The sequence below is a fragment of the Cellulomonas humilata genome (assembly GCF_013359775.1).
In the GTDB taxonomy this organism is placed as follows: domain Bacteria; phylum Actinomycetota; class Actinomycetes; order Actinomycetales; family Cellulomonadaceae; genus Cellulomonas; species Cellulomonas humilata.
The window spans coordinates 212,142-229,599 of the sequence record NZ_JABMCI010000071.1 but is presented as its reverse complement, the minus strand read 5'-3'; the positions used below and the strand labels follow the sequence as shown (position 1 = coordinate 229,599).

14 protein-coding genes are annotated in these 17,458 nt (G+C 72.9%); 9 read left to right on the top strand and 5 right to left on the bottom strand.

Annotation, left to right across the window (positions count from 1 at the left end; all coding sequences use genetic code 11):
• Window positions 1-15: 15 nt before the first annotated feature.
• From gltB to HP550_RS21295, 4 genes are all read left to right on the top strand, one after another.
• Window positions 16-4,581 (top strand): glutamate synthase large subunit, encoded by a 4,566-nt coding sequence (gltB, locus tag HP550_RS21310; protein ID WP_175349681.1) that lies wholly within the window; start codon window positions 16-18, stop codon window positions 4,579-4,581.
• The gene (locus HP550_RS21305; protein WP_175349680.1) at window positions 4,574-6,040 is read left to right on the top strand and encodes a glutamate synthase small subunit; all 1,467 of its coding nucleotides are present in this window, start codon (window positions 4,574-4,576) and stop codon (window positions 6,038-6,040) included. The genes gltB and HP550_RS21305 overlap by 8 nt, the downstream gene beginning before the upstream one ends.
• A gap of 95 nt (window positions 6,041-6,135) precedes the next feature.
• The gene (gene pyk, locus HP550_RS21300) at window positions 6,136-7,572 is read left to right on the top strand and encodes a pyruvate kinase (protein WP_175349679.1); all 1,437 of its coding nucleotides are present in this window, start codon (window positions 6,136-6,138) and stop codon (window positions 7,570-7,572) included.
• A 234-nt stretch (window positions 7,573-7,806) separates the two neighbouring features.
• A complete protein-coding gene (locus HP550_RS21295; protein ID WP_175349678.1) occupies window positions 7,807-8,115 on the top strand; it encodes a hypothetical protein in 309 nt (102 codons plus the stop codon).
• Here the strand turns inward: HP550_RS21295 and HP550_RS21290 are convergent.
• Entirely contained in the window at window positions 8,090-8,692 is a 603-nt protein-coding gene (locus tag HP550_RS21290; protein ID WP_175349677.1) for a TetR/AcrR family transcriptional regulator, read from the bottom strand. The two genes, HP550_RS21295 and HP550_RS21290, sit on opposite strands and share 26 nt — an antisense overlap.
• A gap of 111 nt (window positions 8,693-8,803) precedes the next feature.
• Between HP550_RS21290 and HP550_RS21285 the strand changes: the two genes are divergently transcribed.
• From HP550_RS21285 to HP550_RS21270, 4 genes are all read left to right on the top strand, one after another.
• Window positions 8,804-9,163 (top strand): cupin domain-containing protein, encoded by a 360-nt coding sequence (locus HP550_RS21285; protein ID WP_175349676.1) that lies wholly within the window; start codon window positions 8,804-8,806, stop codon window positions 9,161-9,163.
• Between the two features lie 5 nt (window positions 9,164-9,168).
• Window positions 9,169-9,552: a nuclear transport factor 2 family protein gene (locus HP550_RS21280; protein WP_175349675.1), complete on the top strand. Its 384-nt coding sequence runs from the start codon at window positions 9,169-9,171 to the stop codon at window positions 9,550-9,552.
• A 39-nt stretch (window positions 9,553-9,591) separates the two neighbouring features.
• Window positions 9,592-12,426 carry an AfsR/SARP family transcriptional regulator gene (locus HP550_RS21275; protein WP_175349674.1) on the top strand — a complete coding sequence of 945 codons (2,835 nt, stop codon included), beginning with the start codon at window positions 9,592-9,594 and terminating at the stop codon, window positions 12,424-12,426.
• Between the two features lie 69 nt (window positions 12,427-12,495).
• Complete coding sequence (locus HP550_RS21270; RefSeq protein ID WP_175349673.1) at window positions 12,496-14,130, top strand: MFS transporter; 1,635 nt, start codon at window positions 12,496-12,498, stop codon at window positions 14,128-14,130.
• Between the two features lie 5 nt (window positions 14,131-14,135).
• Here the strand turns inward: HP550_RS21270 and HP550_RS21265 are convergent, their stop codons facing one another.
• Both HP550_RS21265 and HP550_RS21260 read right to left on the bottom strand, forming a co-directional pair.
• Window positions 14,136-15,272: a class I SAM-dependent methyltransferase gene (locus HP550_RS21265; RefSeq protein WP_175349672.1), complete on the bottom strand. Its 1,137-nt coding sequence runs from the start codon at window positions 15,270-15,272 to the stop codon at window positions 14,136-14,138.
• Window positions 15,273-15,352: 80 nt separating this feature from the next.
• A complete protein-coding gene (locus HP550_RS21260; protein ID WP_175349671.1) occupies window positions 15,353-16,108 on the bottom strand; it encodes an alpha/beta hydrolase family protein in 756 nt (251 codons plus the stop codon).
• Between the two features lie 51 nt (window positions 16,109-16,159).
• Between HP550_RS21260 and HP550_RS21255 the strand changes: the two genes are divergently transcribed.
• Window positions 16,160-16,741 (top strand): DinB family protein, encoded by a 582-nt coding sequence (locus HP550_RS21255; RefSeq protein WP_175349670.1) that lies wholly within the window; start codon window positions 16,160-16,162, stop codon window positions 16,739-16,741.
• On the opposite strand, the gene HP550_RS21250 is transcribed toward HP550_RS21255, so the two are convergent.
• Complete coding sequence (locus HP550_RS21250) at window positions 16,728-17,054, bottom strand: hypothetical protein (RefSeq protein WP_175349669.1); 327 nt, start codon at window positions 17,052-17,054, stop codon at window positions 16,728-16,730. The two genes, HP550_RS21255 and HP550_RS21250, sit on opposite strands and share 14 nt — an antisense overlap.
• A 36-nt stretch (window positions 17,055-17,090) precedes the next feature.
• On the bottom strand, window positions 17,091-17,453 hold the full coding sequence (locus tag HP550_RS21245; RefSeq protein ID WP_175349668.1) for a hypothetical protein: 363 nt from the start codon (window positions 17,451-17,453) through the stop codon (window positions 17,091-17,093).
• Window positions 17,454-17,458 lie beyond the last annotated feature (5 nt).

The window sequence follows — 17,458 nt, the reverse complement described above, 5'->3', positions numbered from 1 at the left end:
GTGAGGACGGTGCTGATGTCGACGTCGCCCGCGAGCCCTGGCGCACAGCGCGCGCCGCTGCCGCAGGGTCTTTACGACCCTGCCGCCGAGCACGACGCATGCGGATTCGCCTTCGTCGCCACACTGCGCGGCACGCCCGGCCGGGACATCGTCGACGCGGGGCTGACCGCGCTGCTCAACCTCGACCACCGCGGCGCCGTGGGCGCCGAGGAGGACAGCGGCGACGGTGCGGGCATCCTCACCCAGATCCCGGACGCGTTCCTGCGCGACGTGGTCGACGCCGAGCTGCCGCCCGCCGGCTTCTACGCGATCGGCATGGCGTTCCTCCCCGTCGACGAGACCGAGCAGCGCCTGGCCGTCGCGGCCCTCGAGTCGATCGCGGCCGAGGAGAAGCTCGACGTGCTCGCGTGGCGGGAGGTCGTCGTGACGGCCGACCTGGTGGGTCCCACGGCGCGCGCCTCCATGCCGGTGTTCCGTCAGCTGGTCGTCGCGGACCCGTCGCGCGAGCTGTCGGGGATCGCCCTGGACCGCCGCGCGTACCGGTTGCGCAAGCGCGCGGAGCGGGAGCACGGTCTGTACTTCGCGTCGCTGTCCGCCCGCACCATCGCCTACAAGGGCATGCTCACCACCGGTCAGCTGGAGCCGTTCTTCGCGGACCTGTCCGACCCGCGGTACGCCTCGGAGATCGCGCTGGTGCACTCGCGCTTCTCCACCAACACCTTCCCGTCGTGGCCGCTGGCGCAGCCGTTCCGGATGATCGCCCACAACGGCGAGATCAACACGGTCCGCGGCAACCGCAACTGGATGGCGGCCCGCGAGGGCACGCTCGCCAGCGAGGAGCTGGGCGACCTGGCGCCGCTGCTGCCGGTCTGTACGCCCGGCGGCTCGGACTCGGGCAGCTTCGACGAGGTGCTCGAGCTGCTGCACCTGTCCGGACGCACGCTGCCGCACGCGGTGATGATGATGATCCCGGAGGCGTGGGAGAACCACGCCCAGATGGACCCCGCACGGCGCGCGTTCTACGAGTACCACTCGACGCTGATGGAGCCGTGGGACGGCCCAGCGGCGATCACGTTCACCGACGGCACCCTGATCGGCTCCGTGCAGGACCGCAACGGGCTGCGCCCCGGCCGGTACTGGGTGACGGAGGACGGGCTGGTCGTCTGCGCGTCCGAGGCAGGCGTGCTCGACATCGACCCCGCGACCATCGTCGCCAAGGGCCGGCTCGAGCCGGGCCGCATGTTCCTGGTGGACACCGGCAAGGGCCGGATCATCGACGACCAGGAGATCAAGTCCTCCCTGGCGGCGCAGCGTCCCTACGCCGAGTGGGTCCGCGACAACTCGGTGTTCCTCCAGCAGCTGCCCGAGCGCGAGCACGTGGCGCACTCCGCTGCCTCGGTCCGTCGGCGCCAGCGCGCCTTCGGGTACACCGAGGAGGAGCTGAAGATCCTGCTCAGCCCCATGGCCGCCGCGGGCGCCGAGCCGCTGGGCGCCATGGGCTCCGACACGCCCGTCGCGGTGCTGTCGACCCGGCCGCGCATGCTCTTCGACTACTTCACGCAGATGTTCGCGCAGGTGACCAACCCGCCGCTGGACGCCATCCGTGAGGAGCTGGTCACCGCGATCGGCGGCGCCATCGGCCCCGAGCCCAACCTGCTCGAGGACGGCCCCGGACACGCCCGCAAGCTGATCCTGCCGTTCCCGGTGATCGACAACGACCAGCTGGCCAAGATCGTGCACGTGGCCAAGGAGCCGTCGCTCGGCTTCCGGTCGACCCTGATCCGCGGCCTGTACAAGGTCAGCGGCGGGGGAGAGGCCCTCGAGGAGCGGCTCGAGGAGATCTTCGCCGAGGTCGACGCCGCGGTGGCCGACGGGGTGAGCTTCCTGGTCCTCTCCGACCGGAACTCCGACGCCGACCTGGCGCCGATCCCCTCGCTGCTCCTGCTGTCCGCGGTGCACCACCACACGCTGCGTCGGCACACCCGCACGCAGATCTCGCTCGTCGTCGAGGCGGGTGACGTGCGCGAGGTGCACCACGTGGCGCTACTCATCGGCTACGGCGCAGCGGCGGTCAACCCGTACCTGGCGATGGAGACGGTCGAGGACCTGGCGCGGCACGGCTACCTGCCCGGCGTCGCGCCGGAGAAGGCGGTCGCCAACCTGATCAAGGCGCTCGGCAAGGGCGTGCTCAAGGTCATGTCCAAGATGGGTATCTCGACCATCGCGTCCTACCGCGGCGCGCAGGTGTTCGAGGCCATCGGGCTCTCGCAGCCGCTGGTGGACAAGTACTTCACCGGCACCACCAGCCGCCTCAGCGGCATCGGGCTCGACGTCATCGCCGCCGAGGTGGCCGCGCGGCACGCCGACGCCTACCCGGCGAGCGGCAACCGGCAGGCGCACCTGCGCCTCGCGGTCGGCGGCGAGTACCAGTGGCGTCGCGACGGCGAGGACCACCTGTTCGACCCCGAGACCGTGTTCCGGCTCCAGCACTCGACCCGGACGCGGCAGTTCGACGTGTTCCAGCAGTACACCAACCGGGTGGACGAGCAGTCGTCCCGGCTGATGACGCTGCGCGGCCTGCTGGCGTTCAAGGACGGCGAGCGCCCGCCCGTGCCGCTCGACGAGGTGGAGCCGGTCAGCGAGATCGTCAAGCGGTTCAACACCGGTGCCATGTCGTACGGGTCGATCTCCATGGAGGCGCACGAGACGCTCGCGATCGCCATGAACAGCATCGGCGGCAAGTCGAACACGGGTGAGGGCGGCGAGGACCCGGAGCGCCTGCACAACCCGGCGCGCCGCTCGGCCATCAAGCAGATCGCCTCAGGCCGGTTCGGCGTGACCAGCGAGTACCTGACCAACGCCGACGACATCCAGATCAAGCTCGCCCAGGGCGCCAAGCCGGGCGAGGGCGGTCAGCTGCCCGGCAACAAGGTGTACCCGTGGATCGGGCGGACCCGGCACTCGACGCCCGGCGTCGGGCTCATCTCGCCGCCGCCGCACCACGACATCTACTCGATCGAGGACCTGGCGCAGCTGATCCACGACGCCAAGAACGCGAACCCGCGCGCCCGGATCCACACCAAGCTCGTCAGCGAGTTCGGCGTCGGGACCATCGCGGCGGGCGTCGCCAAGGCGCACTCCGACGTGGTGCTCATCTCGGGTCACGACGGTGGCACCGGGGCCAGCCCGCTCACGTCGCTCAAGCACGCGGGCACGCCGTGGGAGATCGGCCTGGCGGAGACCCAGCAGACGCTCGTGCTGAACAACCTGCGCGACCGCGTGGTCGTCCAGGTGGACGGTCAGCTGAAGACCGGTCGCGACGTGGTCATCGGCGCGCTGCTCGGTGCCGAGGAGTTCGGCTTCGCCACGGCCCCGCTGGTCGTGTCGGGCTGCATCATGATGCGCGTCTGCCACCTCGACACCTGCCCGGTGGGCGTCGCCACGCAGAACCCCGAGCTGCGCGCACGGTTCACCGGCAAGCCCGAGTTCGTGGTGACGTTCATGGAGTTCATCGCGCAGGAGGTCCGGGCCCTGCTCGCCCAGCTGGGCTTCCGCACGCTGCTGGAGGCGGTCGGCCACGTCGAGCTGCTGGACACCCGCGCGGCGATCGACCACTGGAAGGCCTCGGGCCTCGACCTGGCCCCGGTGCTCGCCGTGCCGACGCCTGTCGCGGGCTCGGAGCTGCACCGCACCAAGGACCAGGACCACGGCCTCGACCGCGCCCTGGACAACCGGCTGATCGCGCTCGCGCAGGACGCCCTGGAGCGCAGCGAGCCGGTCCGCATCGACCTGCCGGTGCGCAACGTGAATCGGACCGTCGGCACGATGCTCGGTCACGAGGTGACCAAGCGCTTCAGCGGTGCCGGCCTGCCCGACGACACGATCGACGTCACGCTCACGGGCTCGGCGGGTCAGTCGTTCGGCGCGTTCCTGCCCCGCGGCATCACGCTGCGGCTGTTCGGCGACGCCAACGACTACGTCGGCAAGGGCCTGTCCGGCGGGCGCATCATCGTGCGCCCCGACCGCAACGCGGCCCTGTCGAGCGAGCACAACGTGGTGGCCGGCAACGTCATCGGCTACGGCGCGACCACCGGGCAGATCTTCCTGCGCGGGCTGGTGGGCGAGCGCTTCGGCGTCCGCAACTCCGGCGCCACGCTGGTGGTCGAGGGCGTGGGCGACCACGGCTGCGAGTACATGACCGGCGGCACCGTCCTCGTCCTCGGCCGGACCGGCCGGAACTTCGGCGCCGGGATGTCGGGCGGCACGGCCTACGTGCTCGACCTGGTGCCCGAGCTCGTCAACACCGACGCCCTGCGGACGAACGAGCTGGCCCTCGACCCGCTCGACGACGAGGACGCCGCGCTGGTCGAGCGCCTGCTGCGAGCGCACCTCGACGAGACGGGCTCGCCCGTCGCCGCGCTGCTCCTCGAGGACCTCCCGTCCACGCGGGCGCGGTTCACGCGCCTGCTGCCCACCGAGTACGCCCGCGTCCGCCGCGCGCTCGCCCAGGCCGAGGCCGACGGTCTCGACCCGGCTGCTCCCGGCGTGTGGGACCAGATCCTGGAGGTGGCACGTGGCTGACCCCCGTGGCTTCCTGAAGGTGCGGGACCGTGAGCTCCCGCCCAACCGCCCCGTCGAGGTGCGTCTGCGTGACTGGAAGGACGTGCACGAGCACCTCCAGGACGGTCAGCCGTACCTCAAGGAGCAGGCGGGCCGGTGCATGGACTGCGGCATCCCGTTCTGCCACAACGGCTGCCCGCTCGGGAACCTCATCCCGGAGTGGAACGACCTGGTGTGGCGCGGCCAGTGGTCGGACGCGATCGACCGCCTGCACGCGACCAACAACTTCCCGGAGTTCACGGGACGCATCTGCCCCGCACCGTGCGAGTCCAGCTGCGTGCTGGGCATCAACCAGCCGCCGGTGACCATCAAGAACATCGAGGTCTCGATCATCGACGAGGCCTTCGCGCGCGGGTACGTGACGCCGCAGGTGCCGCAGCGCCTCACCGGGCACACGGTCGCGGTCGTCGGCTCCGGCCCGGCCGGCATGGCCGCCGCGCAGCAGCTGACGCGGGCCGGGCACACGGTCGCCGTGTACGAGCGCGACGACGCCATCGGGGGTCTGATGCGCTACGGCGTGCCCGACTTCAAGCTCGAGAAGATCCACATCGACCGCCGGCTGGCGCAGATGGAGGCCGAGGGCACGCGGTTCCGCCCGGGTGTCGAGGTGGGCCGCGACGTCACGTGGCCGCAGCTCCAGGCGCGGTACGACGCGATCGTCATCGCCACGGGGGCCACGGTCCCGCGCGAGCTCACCGTGCCGGGCAAGGAGCTGGGCGGCGTGCACGTCGCCATGGAGTTCCTGCACCAGGCCAACGCGGTCGCGGCGGGCAAGCCGGTGCCGGACCAGATCACCGCCGAGGGCAAGCACGTCATCATCATCGGCGGCGGCGACACCGGCTCGGACTGCCTCGGCACCGCGCTGCGCCAGGGCGCCGCCTCGGTGACCACTCTCGCGATCGGCAAGCGACCGCCGGAGGACCGCCCCGCGCACCAGCCGTGGCCGACGGACCCGATCCTGTTCGAGGTGTCGTCGTCGCACGCCGAGGGCGGCGAGCGGGACTACCTCGCCTCGACCGTCGAGTTCGTGGGCGACGAGTCCGGGAACGTCCGCGCCCTCCAGCTGGCCACGACGCAGTACCTGTCCGACGGCCGCCGCGTGCCGACGCCGGGCACGGAGCGCGAGATCCCCGCGGACCTGGTGCTCGTCGCGATGGGCTTCACCGGGCCCGAGATCGACCCGCTCACCGCGCAGATCGGCATCGAGCTCACCTCCCGCGGGCTGGTCGCGCGCACCGACGACTACTCGACGACCGTCCCGGGCGTCTTCGTCGCGGGGGACGCCGGCCGCGGTCAGTCGCTCATCGTGTGGGCGATCGCGGAGGGCCGCGCGGCCGCCGCCGCCGTCGACACCTACCTGTCCGGCAGCACGGAGCTGCCCTCCCCGGTCACCGCCAGCACCGTGGCGTTGCGCCCCTGATCCCCACCTGACCGCGGTCCTCTACCGGCCGGCCAGGGTGGTCGGACGGGACTTTCGGTCCGACCCAGAAACAACGGAAGGCATAGGCTCGCTTCATGCGTAGAGCAAAGATCGTCTGCACCATCGGCCCCGCCACAGAGTCCGCGGAGCAGATCCAGGCCCTCGTCGACGCCGGGATGGACGTGGCGCGACTGAACCGCAGCCACGGCTCGACCGAGGTCCACAAGGCGGTGTACGACAACGTCCGCGCCGCCGCGCAGGCGTCCGGTCGCTCCGTCGCGGTCCTCGTCGACCTCCAGGGTCCGAAGATCCGCCTCGGCCGGTTCATCGAGGAGAAGCACGACCTCGCGGTGGGCGACACGTTCACCATCACCACCGAGGACGTCCAGGGCACCAAGGAGCTCGTCTCCACCACCCACAAGGGCCTGCCCAACGACGCCCGCGTCGGTGACCCGATCCTCATCGACGACGGCAAGGTCCTGGTCCGCGTGACCGCCGTCGAGGGCCCCCGCGTGGTGACCCGCGTCGAGGTCGCCGGCCCGGTGTCCAACAACAAGGGCCTCAACCTCCCGGGCGTGGCCGTGTCGGTCCCCGCGATGAGCGACAAGGACGAGGAGGACCTGCGCTGGGCCCTCAACGTCGGCGCGGACATCATCGCCCTGTCGTTCGTGCGGTCCGCCGCCGACTACGACGACGTGCGCCGGATCATGGAGGAGGAGAACCGGGTCCTCCCGGTCATCGCCAAGATCGAGAAGCCGCAGGCCGTCGAGAACCTCGCGGAGATCATCGCCGCGTTCGACGGCATCATGGTCGCCCGCGGTGACCTGGGCGTCGAGCTGCCGCTCGAGCAGGTCCCGCTGGTGCAGAAGCGCGCGGTCGAGCTGGCCCGCCGGGCAGCCAAGCCGGTCATCGTGGCCACGCAGGTGCTCGAGTCCATGACGACGAACCCGCGGCCCACCCGCGCCGAGACGTCGGACTGCGCCAACGCGGTGCTCGACGGCGCGGACGCGGTCATGCTCTCGGGCGAGACGAGCGTCGGTGACTACCCGATCGAGACCGTGCGGACGATGGCCCGGATCATCGAGGCGACCGAGGACATGGGCCGGGAGCGCATGGCTCCCCTCGGCTCCACCCCGCACACCCGCGGTGGCGTGATCACGCGGGCCGCCGCCGAGATCGGCGAGGTGCTCGACGTCAAGTACCTGGTGACGTTCACGCAGTCGGGTGACTCGGCCCGCCGCATGTCCCGCCTGCGCTCGAACATCCCGCTGCTGGCCTTCACGCCGGCGGAGGACGTGCGCAACGTGCTCTCGCTCAGCTGGGGTCTGCAGACCTACCGCGTGCCGTCCGTCGACGACACGGACGCGATGGTCAACCAGGTCGACTCGACCCTGCGCGCCAACGGTCTCGCGGAGATCGGCGACTACGTCGTCGTCGTCGCGGGTGCCCCCGTCGGCGTCGTCGGCTCGACCAACTCGATCGTCGTGCACAAGATCGGCGACGAGGAGACCTCGAGCGGCCGCATCGCCTGACGCACGCCCCCGCACCACCTCGATCGGCCCCGGCGCACCGCGCCGGGGCCGATCGGCGTTTGCGGCCCGGGGACCCGAGCGGTCGACCCGGCGATCCCGTCGGCGCGCAGTCGCGGGGGACCCGATCCCCGCGCTCGTCGTGCTGGCCGTGGGCGACGGCCGCAGCAGAGCCACATCCTGGAGGAGTTCGCGGAGCTGCTGGAGCCGAACCCCCGCGCGACCAAGCGGTTCCTCATGGCCTACAACGTGGCCTTCGCGGCTCGCCTGACCGAGCTGGAGCCGCTGGAGCCCAAGACGCTTGCCCTGTGGACCGTCGTGACGACCCGGTGGCCCGCGCCCGCCGAGTGGATCCGCGGCGAGCTCCCGGACGGGGACCTCTCGCCGGTCGACGAACCGGGGCACCCGAGCGGGCTGCTCCTCGACCCCCAGGTGCGGCTGGTGGTGGGCTCCGACAGGGGTGGTCCACTCGACCGTGCGCGCGTGCTGCGGTGCTGCGGCTACGTCACCGAGCCCGGGCTCAGGCCAGCGACGCCGCCCCCGTGACGTCGGCGAGCAGGCGGCCGGCGGCGGTCTCGAAGCGCACCGGGTCCCCGTGGGAGCGGGCGACGAGCATGGCGCCCTCGAGGCCGCCGACGATGATGCGGGCGGCCTCGTCCGACGGGCCGGTGAGCCGCAGCGCGCCCTGCGCCCGGCCGGCGTCGAGCACCTGCTCGAGCCACGTCTCGTTGTCGTCGAAGAACGCGGTGACCGCCGCGCGCATGGGCGCGGGGAGCGTGGGGTACTCCGCGGCGAGCATGCCGCACAGGCACATCCGCTGGTCGCGCAGGACGTCGGTGTAGAGGGCCACGTAGGCGTCGAGCTTGTTGCGGGCGTCGTCGGGGCGGTCGGCGATCGAGACGAGAGCGGCGGCGAACCGCGCGGCGTAGCGGCGGATGAGGGCCTCGCCGAGGTCGGCCTTCGTCGCGAAGTGGTAGTGCAGGCTCGGCTTGGCGATGCCCAGCTCCGCGGCGACGTCGGCGTAGCTGAACCCGTTGAAGCCCCGCGTCTGGACGAGCCGCTCGGCGACGTCGAGGATCCGCGTCCGGGTGTCCGCTGTCGGTGGGGCGTCGATCGGGGCCATGACTGCATCCTCCGTCGGGTGAGAAGCGTTGACACCTACCTACTAGAAGGTCAGGATATCAGGAAGGGCCATACCGGGGCAGATCGCCCCGCCGACGAGGAGGTCGGACCGATGCAGGAGACAGCGCACAAGACGTTCCAGGCACCCGACGAGACGCGGGCTTTCCCGCACGGCAGGGCCGAGATCATCACGGTGGGAGACAGCGAGGTCGGCCGCCTGGCGTTCGAGCCGGGTTGGCGGTGGTCCGTCGACGTCCAGCCGATCGCGGGCACGCCCAGCTGCGAGGCGCCGCACTTCCAGTACCACGTGAGCGGTCGGATGGGGATCCGGATGGACGACGGCACCGAGATGATCGCCTCCGCCGGTGACGTCACCTCGCTGCCGAAGGGCCACGACGCCTGGGTGCTCGGGGACGAGCCCGTGGTCGTCGTCGACTGGTACGGCGCGAGCGACTACGCCAAGCAGCGGTGAGCCCGATGAGCGAGAGCGAGAACCGGGCCGTGGTCGAGCGGCTCATCCAGTGCCTCAACGACCACAAGATCGAGGTGATGGACGACCTGTTCCACGAGGACGCGGTGATGGACTGGCCGCAGTCGGGCGAGACGATCGTCGGCGGGGACGCCCGTCGCGCGGTCTACGGCGCGTTCCCGGTGCTGCCGACGATCACGCCCCGGCGGCTGCTCGCGGCGGGTGACCTGGTCGTCGCCGAGGCGACGTTGGACTACGACGGCCCCGTGTTCCACAGCACGTTCATCTTCGAGCTCCGCGACGGGAGGATCGCGCGGGAGACCGCGTACTGGGCGGAGCCGTTCGACCCGCCTGCGTGGCGCGCGCAGTGGGTGACGCTCGACGGCACATAAGGGCGGACAGTGGACAAACCGGCCTCGTAGCATCGGCGCATGGAGGTCGGGGTGCTCGGCCCGCTCGAGCTGCGCGAGGACGGCAGGACCGTCGAGGTGCTCGGGACCCAGCAGCGTGCGCTTCTCGCGGTGCTGGTGGCTCGTCGCGGCCGCGTCGTGCCCGCCGAGGTCCTCGTCGAGGCGCTGTGGGGGGAGGAGCCCCCGCGCACCGCGACCCACACGCTGCACACCCACGCCTCCCGGCTCCGCCGCTCCCAGGGGGTCCCCCTGCGGGCGGTCGACGGGGGGTACCTGCTGGAGCTCGAGGCGGAGCGGGTGGACGGTGCCCGGTTCGAGGCGCTCGTCGCGGGTGCGGCCGCTGGTCCCGCGACGGAGGCGGTGCGGCTGCTCGAGGAGGCGCTGGCGCTCTGGCGGGGCCCGGCGTTCGGTCGGGCGGCCGACCTTGTGGCGGTGCGCGGCGAGGCGCTCCGGCTCGACGAGTCACGGTCCGCAGCCCGCGAGCAGCTCGCTGCCGCGCTGCACGCCACCGGGCGCGCGGCCGACGCGGTGGCGGTCCTCGAGGCCTTGGTCGCGGACGAGCCCTATCGCGAGACCGCCTGGGCGCAGCTCGCCCGCGCGCTGACGGCGGCGGGCCGGCCCGCCGACGGCGTCGCCGCGGTGGCCAGGGCGAGCGCGAGCCTCGACGAGCTCGGGCTGCGGCCGTCGGCCGACCTGCGGGCCGCTCAGCAGGAGGCGCTGCGGGGCGGCCCGGCGCGGACGACCGCGCGCCCCTCGCTCCCCGTGCCCGCGTCGACGCTGGTGGGTCGCGACGAGGACGTCGCCGCGGTGGACGCCCTCGTCGGCACCGAGCCGCTGATCACGCTGCTGGGTCCGGGAGGCGTCGGCAAGACGCGACTGGCCCTGGAGGTCGCCCGCCGCCGGGCGCAGCGGCACCGGTCCGGGGTGCGGCTGGTGGAGCTGGCGACCCTCACCGACGGGGCGGCGGTGCCGGCCGCGACCGTGGCGGCGCTCGAGCTGTCGGGGGAGGGCGGCACGACGTCGACCATGCTGCGTCGCGCGGGCACGCTGGACCTGCTGGTGGTGCTGGACAACTGCGAGCACGTCATCGAGGCGGTGGCCGCGGTCGTCGAGGACCTGCTGGCCGCCGGGGGACCGCTGCGCGTGCTCGCGACGAGCCGGGAACGGCTCGAGGTGGCCGGTGAACGGGTGCACGCCGTGGCGCCGCTGGCGGTCGACGGCACCGACCCGGCGGCGCGCAGGCTGTTCGTGGAGCGAGCCCGGGCCGCGGGCGCGTGGACGACCGACCCCGAGCCTGCGGACGTGGACCGGGTGGTCCGGGAGCTGGACGGTCTCCCGCTCGCGATCGAGATGGCCGCAGCCCGGGCAGCGACCGTGGGTCTGGCCGACCTCGGGGACCAGCTGGAGGTCGATCTGGCCCGCCTCGAGCACCCGGGCCGGGGGTCGGCCGCGCGGCACCGCACGCTCGCGTCGGTGATCGCCTGGTCCTCGGCGCTGCTCGACGACGCCGAGCGCACGGTCCTCGCCGACTGGCCCGTGTTCGCCGGGCCGGTGCGCCCGGCCGACGCGGCGGCGGTGCTCGAGGCGGCCGCAGAGGTCCCGGACCGCCTCGTGCGGCGGTCCCTGCTCGCGCTCGACGTGCGCGACGGCCGCACGCGGTACCGGATGCTGCACACCGTGCGCTCCGCCGTGCTCGACTCCGCCCCCGTCCGGCCGGCGCTCCGGCGGCGGCACGCCGAGTGGTTCCTGGACGTGGCGCGCCAGGCCGACGCGGCCCTGCGCACGTCGGCCGAGCCCGAGGCCTGTGCGCTGCTGGCCGCCCAGGTAGCGGACCTGCGGGCCGCGCACGCGTGGGCCAGGAACACCGACCCCGCGCTGGCGGCGCGGCTGTCCGGGGCGCTGCACGTGCACGCCACGGGCACGATGAACGACGAGATCCTCGGCTGGGCCGCGCGCCTGGGTCCGGTGCTCGCCGACGACGACCCGCAGGGCGCCGCCGCGCAGGTCTCGGTCGCGGCGCGGCTGGTGGTCGGCGGCGAGCTGCGGGCGGGGGAGCACCGGGCGCGCCGGGCCCTGGAGGTGGCCTCCGACGACCGCGTCCGGATGACCGCCCTCGAGGTGCTGGGCGACGTGGCGCTGTACGACGGTCGGCTCGACGACTCGGCGGCGCTCGGCCTGCGCGTGGTCGAGCTCGCCCGGTCGCTGGGTGACCCGCACTACGTGATGACCGGGCTGAGCTACCCGATCCTCTGCGCGTCGTACGGCGGCCGGTACGACGAGGCGCGCGAGCTGCTGGCCCGCACGCGGGAGGAGATGGACCGGTTCCCGGACCTGGGGCCGACCGTCCTGGGCAACCTCGCCTACACGGCGGGCGAGATCGAGATCGAGCACCGCCCGGCGGTGGCCCTCGCGCACCTGGAGCGGGCGACGACCCTGGCCGAGCAGTCCGGCTGCACCTTCCTCGGCGGGGTCGCGCGTGTGTCGGCATCGTCGGTCCGCGCCCGGCACGGCGACCCGGCGGCCGCGATGGCCGCCTTCGACGAGGTGGTCCGCTGGTGGTTGGTGCGCGCGAACCGCACGCACCTGGTCACGACGCTGCGCAACCTCGTCGACCTGCTCGAGCGGGTCGGTGCCGACACCGCGGCCGCCGAGCTGTGGGGAGCGGTGGTCCTCGGGGGCGGGTCGGTGAGCTTCGGCGCCGAGCGTGCCCGGCTCGACGGTGCGCGCGAGCGTCTCCAGAGCCGGCTCGGGGCGGACCGGTTCGCCGAGCTCGCCGACGTGGGGGCGACGCTCGACCCGGAGACCGCGGCGCGGCACGCGTTGTCCGCGATGGCGTCGGGGCCCGCCGGGGCGTAGCGGTCGGCTCCTTGGTGGTGGTAGTCCTGGACAGCCCGGCAGCCCGCCGGAGAGGGGACACGGTGACCGATGGCCTCTCGCACCCGCGGGGCAGCGGGCCTCGTCCTGTTCACGCTCGCGACCGCGCAGTTCCTCATGACGCTGGACAGCTCGGTGATGAACGTGTCCATCGCGCAGGTCGCCGCGGACGTCGGGACCACCGTGACCGGCATCCAGACCGCCATCACGCTCTACACGCTGGTCATGGCGACCATGATGATCACCGGCGGCAAGATCGGGAGCCTGATCGGGCGGCGCAAGGCCTTTGCCATCGGCTGCGTGATCTACGCCTGCGGGTCGTTCGTCACCTCGATCGCCCAGAGCCTGCCGGTGCTGATCCTCGGCTGGTCGGTGCTCGAGGGCCTGGGCGCGGCGCTGATCATGCCCGCGATCGTTGCGCTGGTCGCCTCCAACTTCGCGAGCTCCGAGCGCCCGAGGGCGTACGGCCTGGTCGCGTCGGCCGGCGCGATCGCCGTGGCCGCGGGGCCGCTGATCGGCGGGTTCGTCACCACCTACTGGACCTGGCGCTACGTGTTCGCCGGCGAGGTCGTCCTGGTCGTCGGCATCCTGGCGCTCACCCGAAAGATCGCCGACGCCGAGCCGGAGGAGCGGTTCCGCCTCGACCTCGTCGGCTCCGCGCTGTCCGCCCTCGGACTCGGGCTCGCGGTGTTCGGGGTGCTCCGCTCGGGGGAGTGGGGCTGGGTGCTGACGCGCCCCGGCGGGCCGTCCTGGTTGGGACTGTCGCCCACCGTGTGGCTGGTACTCGCCGGCCTCGTCGTGCTCCGCCTGTTCGTCGCGTGGGAGCACCACGTCGCTGCGGCGGGCCGGGAGCCGCTGCTGCGCCTGGACCTGCTCCGGAACGCCCGGCTCGTCGGCGGACTGACGATGTTCTTCTTCCAGTTCATGATCCAGGCGGGACTCTTCTTCGTGGTCCCGCTGTTCCTGTCCATCTCCCTCGGCCTGACGGCGCTCCAGACCGGTGCGCGACTGCTGCCGCTGTCGGTGTCGCTGCTGATCGCCGCGGTTGGGATCCCGCGGTTCTTCCCCCGGGCCTCGCCCCGCGAGGTCGTGCGCTGGGGCCTCGCGGCGTTGCTGCTCGGCATCGTCGTGCTCATGGGCGCGCTCGAGGTGGGCGCCGGTGCCGAGATCGTCACGGTGCCGCTCCTGCTCGCCGGGTTCGGGGTCGGCGCGCTCGCGTCGCAGCTCGGCGCGGTCACGGTCTCGGCGGTGCCGGACGAGCTGAGCGGTGACGTGGGCGGCGTGCAGAACACGATGACCAACCTGGGCGCGTCGCTCGGCACCGCGGTGGCCGGCTCGATCCTCATCGCCACCCTGACGTCGACGCTCCTGACCGGGCTCGGCGACAACCCGCAGGTGAGCGCGGAGGTCACGGCCACGGCCGAGGTGCAGCTGGCCGGCGGTGTGCCGTTCGTGTCCGACGCCCAGCTGCAGACGGCGCTCGGCGAGGCCGGTCTCCCGCCGGACGAGGTCACGGCGATCACCGAGGAGAACGCGGCAGCCCGGATCGACGCGCTGCGCGCGAGCCTCGCCGTGCTGGCGATCGTGGCTGCGCTCGCGCTCTACTTCTCCCGGCTGATCCCCACGGTCCCGGTGGGCGCCGAGCCGGTGGCGGCTGCGTCACCACCACCGGCTCGTCGCACCTGAGACCGCTAGAGCCGGAGGCGGTAGAACCGGAAGAAGTCGTGCTCCACCGGGAGGATCTCGACCGCCGAGAACCCCGCCGCCCTGGCGTACTCCGTGAGCACGCTCGGCCGCATGACCGTGCCCGTGCCCACCCCGCCCGGGGTCGACAGCCCGTCGGGCAGGCAGCACAGGATCGAGAACCCGTAGAGGAGCCTCTCGGTCAGGTCGCCCGGTGCGGCGAACGTCTCGCCGGCGCGCTCGTCCATCACCAGGACGTAGCCGTCGTCGCGGACGATCTCCCGCATGGCCTCGAGGACGCCGACCGGGTCGGGCATGTCGTGCACGCACTCGTACGCCATCACCACGTCGAAGTCCCCGGACCGGGACTCGCGCAGGTCGGCGGCGTCGACGGTCGAGAACGTGACCCGGTCGTCGACGCCGTGCGCGCTCGCGTGCCGACGGGCGGCCGCCACCGACGGCTCGTCGACGTCGAACCCCTCGAACGTCGCCGACACGAACCCGCGGGCGAGCCCGATCGTCGACCAGCCCTCCCCGCTGCCGATGTCCGCCACGCGGGCAGGCCCGCACAGGCGCGAGTGGAGCTCGGGCAGCGCGGGCACGATCTCCTGCGCGAGCTGGTGCAGGAACAGGGGCCGGTTGAACGCGGCCTGCGCGGTCCGGGCGTCGGGTCCCAGCTGGGCCCAGCTGACGCCGCCGCCGTGGCGGTACGCCTCGACGAAGTCGTCGAACCGGCGGCCGGCCGCCACCGCGAACCCGGCGAGCGGGGCGGTGTGCGCGGGGCTGTCCGCGTCCGTGAGCACCTCGACGGCCCCCGGTGCGACGTGGAACCGACGCTCCGTGGGTGCGGCGGCCTCGTCGTCGACCAGGACGTATCCGGTCACCGCCTGCTGCTCGAGCCACTCGCGGGCGTAGCGCTCCTGCGTGCCGGTGCGGTACGCGAGCTCGACGGACGTGAGCGGTCCCTCGTCGATCAGCGCCTGGTACCAGCCGAGCGTGCGGCCCAGGTGCAGTGCGAGGACCTCCATCGCGCCGAGCGTGGCCGCGACGACGCGCGTCGAGAAGACCTCCGCGTCGGCGTCGGGGGCGGGTGTCTCGAACAGGTCGCTCATGCCGGCGGTGCTGGTCTGCGTGGTCGTGCTCATGGTTCCTCCCGGTCGGGTGCTGTGTGCGTTCCGCCAGGGTGCCGAGCGGTCCTCGCAGATCGCTCGCAGCCCGCTCGCGCTCAGCGCAGGACGTCCCGGAGCGACTCGAGGACGACAGGCCAGGCTCCCGACGCCGGGTCGATGAGCTCGAAGTGGCCGGCGTCCGGCACCTCGACCACGCGGACGCCGGTGCGGTCCCGGTAGCCGTGCGCGACGCTCACGGGGACGGTGTCGTCGAGCAGTCCGTGCACGACGACGGTGGCAGCCGCGGGGGCGCCGAGCGTGCCGGGGTCCGTCGCCGCGAACCGGGCGGGGACCGTGGCGGGCGTGCCACCCAGGAGCTCGGCGACGGCACCGCGGCCCAGGCCCAGCCGGTCGACGGCGGCCAGGTCGGCAGCAGGCGCCAGCGCGACGACCCCGCGGACGCGCGGCGGCCGGGCGGCTCGACCGGGGGCGTCGGTGGGCAACCGGTCGCGCAGCGCGGCCCAGAGCGCCAGGTGCCCGCCGGCCGAGTGCCCGACGTACGCGACGGAGTCGAGGTCGACGCGGTCCACGAGCTCCGCCTCCACGGCGTCGACCGCGGCCGCGACGTCGGTGAACGTCGCGGGCCACCCGCCGCCGCCCCCGACCCTGCGGTACTCGACGTTCGCCACCGCGTACCCCCGCGCGGTCAGGTCGTCGGCGACGACGCGCAGGTGCAGCCGGTCGTACGCGACCCGCCAGAAGCCGCCGTGCAGCAGGACGACGAGCGGGGGACGTGCCGCGCCCGTCGGGAACGTCAGGTCGACGACCTGCTCGGGGAGCGTTCCGTAGCGCAGGGTCTCGGGATCGGCCATCGACGGACAGTACCCAGGGACAGCACCGACGGGTCACGGCATAGTGGCGGGATGGACGACAAGGCGACCCTGCACCGCTACCTGCGCGCGCAGCGCACCAGCCTGCTCAGCAAGCTCGACGATCTCGACGAGTACGCGATCCGGCGGCCGATGACGCCGACGGGCACCAACCTCCTGGGCCTCGTCAAGCACGTGGCCAGCGTCGAGCTCGGCTACTTCGGCGAGGTCTTCGGCCGTCCGCCCGACCGCGAGCTGCCGTGGTTCGCCGACGACGCCGAGGTGAACGCCGACATGTGGGCGGCCCCGGACGAGACGCGCGAGGAGATCGTCGCGCTGCACCGCTACTCGGCCGAGCACAGCGACGCGACGATCGAGGCGCTGCCGCTCGACGCGCTCGGGGACGTGCCGTGGTGGGGGGAGAAGCGCCAGGTGACGCTGCACCAGATGCTCGTGCACATGAGCGTCGAGACCGCACGGCACGCCGGGCACGCGGACATCGTGCGCGAGCTGATCGACGGTGCGGTCGGCAGCCGGCGCGACGACCCCAACATCCCGGCCATCGACTGGCCGGCCTACCGCGAGCGGCTCGAGTCCGCCGCGCGGCAGGCCGGTCAGGCGGCTACACGTCCGTGAACTCGCAGGTGATGACGAAGCGGATCTTCTTGTCGAACGTGTAGGTGCGGTCGCCCTCGTTGGCGTCGCCCAGGTCGCTGACGAAGTACGTCTTCCCGGTCTTGATCACCACGAACGCCACCGGCGACGGCTTGGTGTAGGTGCGTACGCCGTGGCCGACGGCCGCCTTGGTGCAGTCGTAGACGCCGCCGTACTCCCACGTGGTCGGGTCGTCCCTCGGGTCGGTGGGACAGGCTGCGGCCGACCCGGCCGAACCGAGCACCGCGGCTCCGGCGAGCGCGACGGCGATGAGTGACGAGCGTGGACGAACCATGGAGTGCCCCCTCATGACGGACGGGCACCGCGCTGGTCACGGTGTCCGATTTGTCCACGTTAGGGGCTGGAGCGGTCGGTCGAGAACGTGGTCGGCGGGCGATTCCGCGGATTCACCCGCCAGGGCGTCCTGGCGGGAGCGGCGCAGCAGCCGGATCGCGAGGACGGCGAGCGGGATGTTGACCATCGCGGGGACCCCGACCCACAGGGAGCCCGTGAGCACGGCGTACGTCGCCCACAGGCTCTCCGTGACCAGCAGCACCACCTGCGTCGTGATCGAGATGCCGCCGAGCGCGGTCGCGTCGTTCCGGTGCCGCCACAGCCGCACAGCCTGCGGGCACCACAACGTCAGGGAGCCGGCGGATGCCAGCAACCCGACGTACTCGACCGTGGCGCTCATGCACT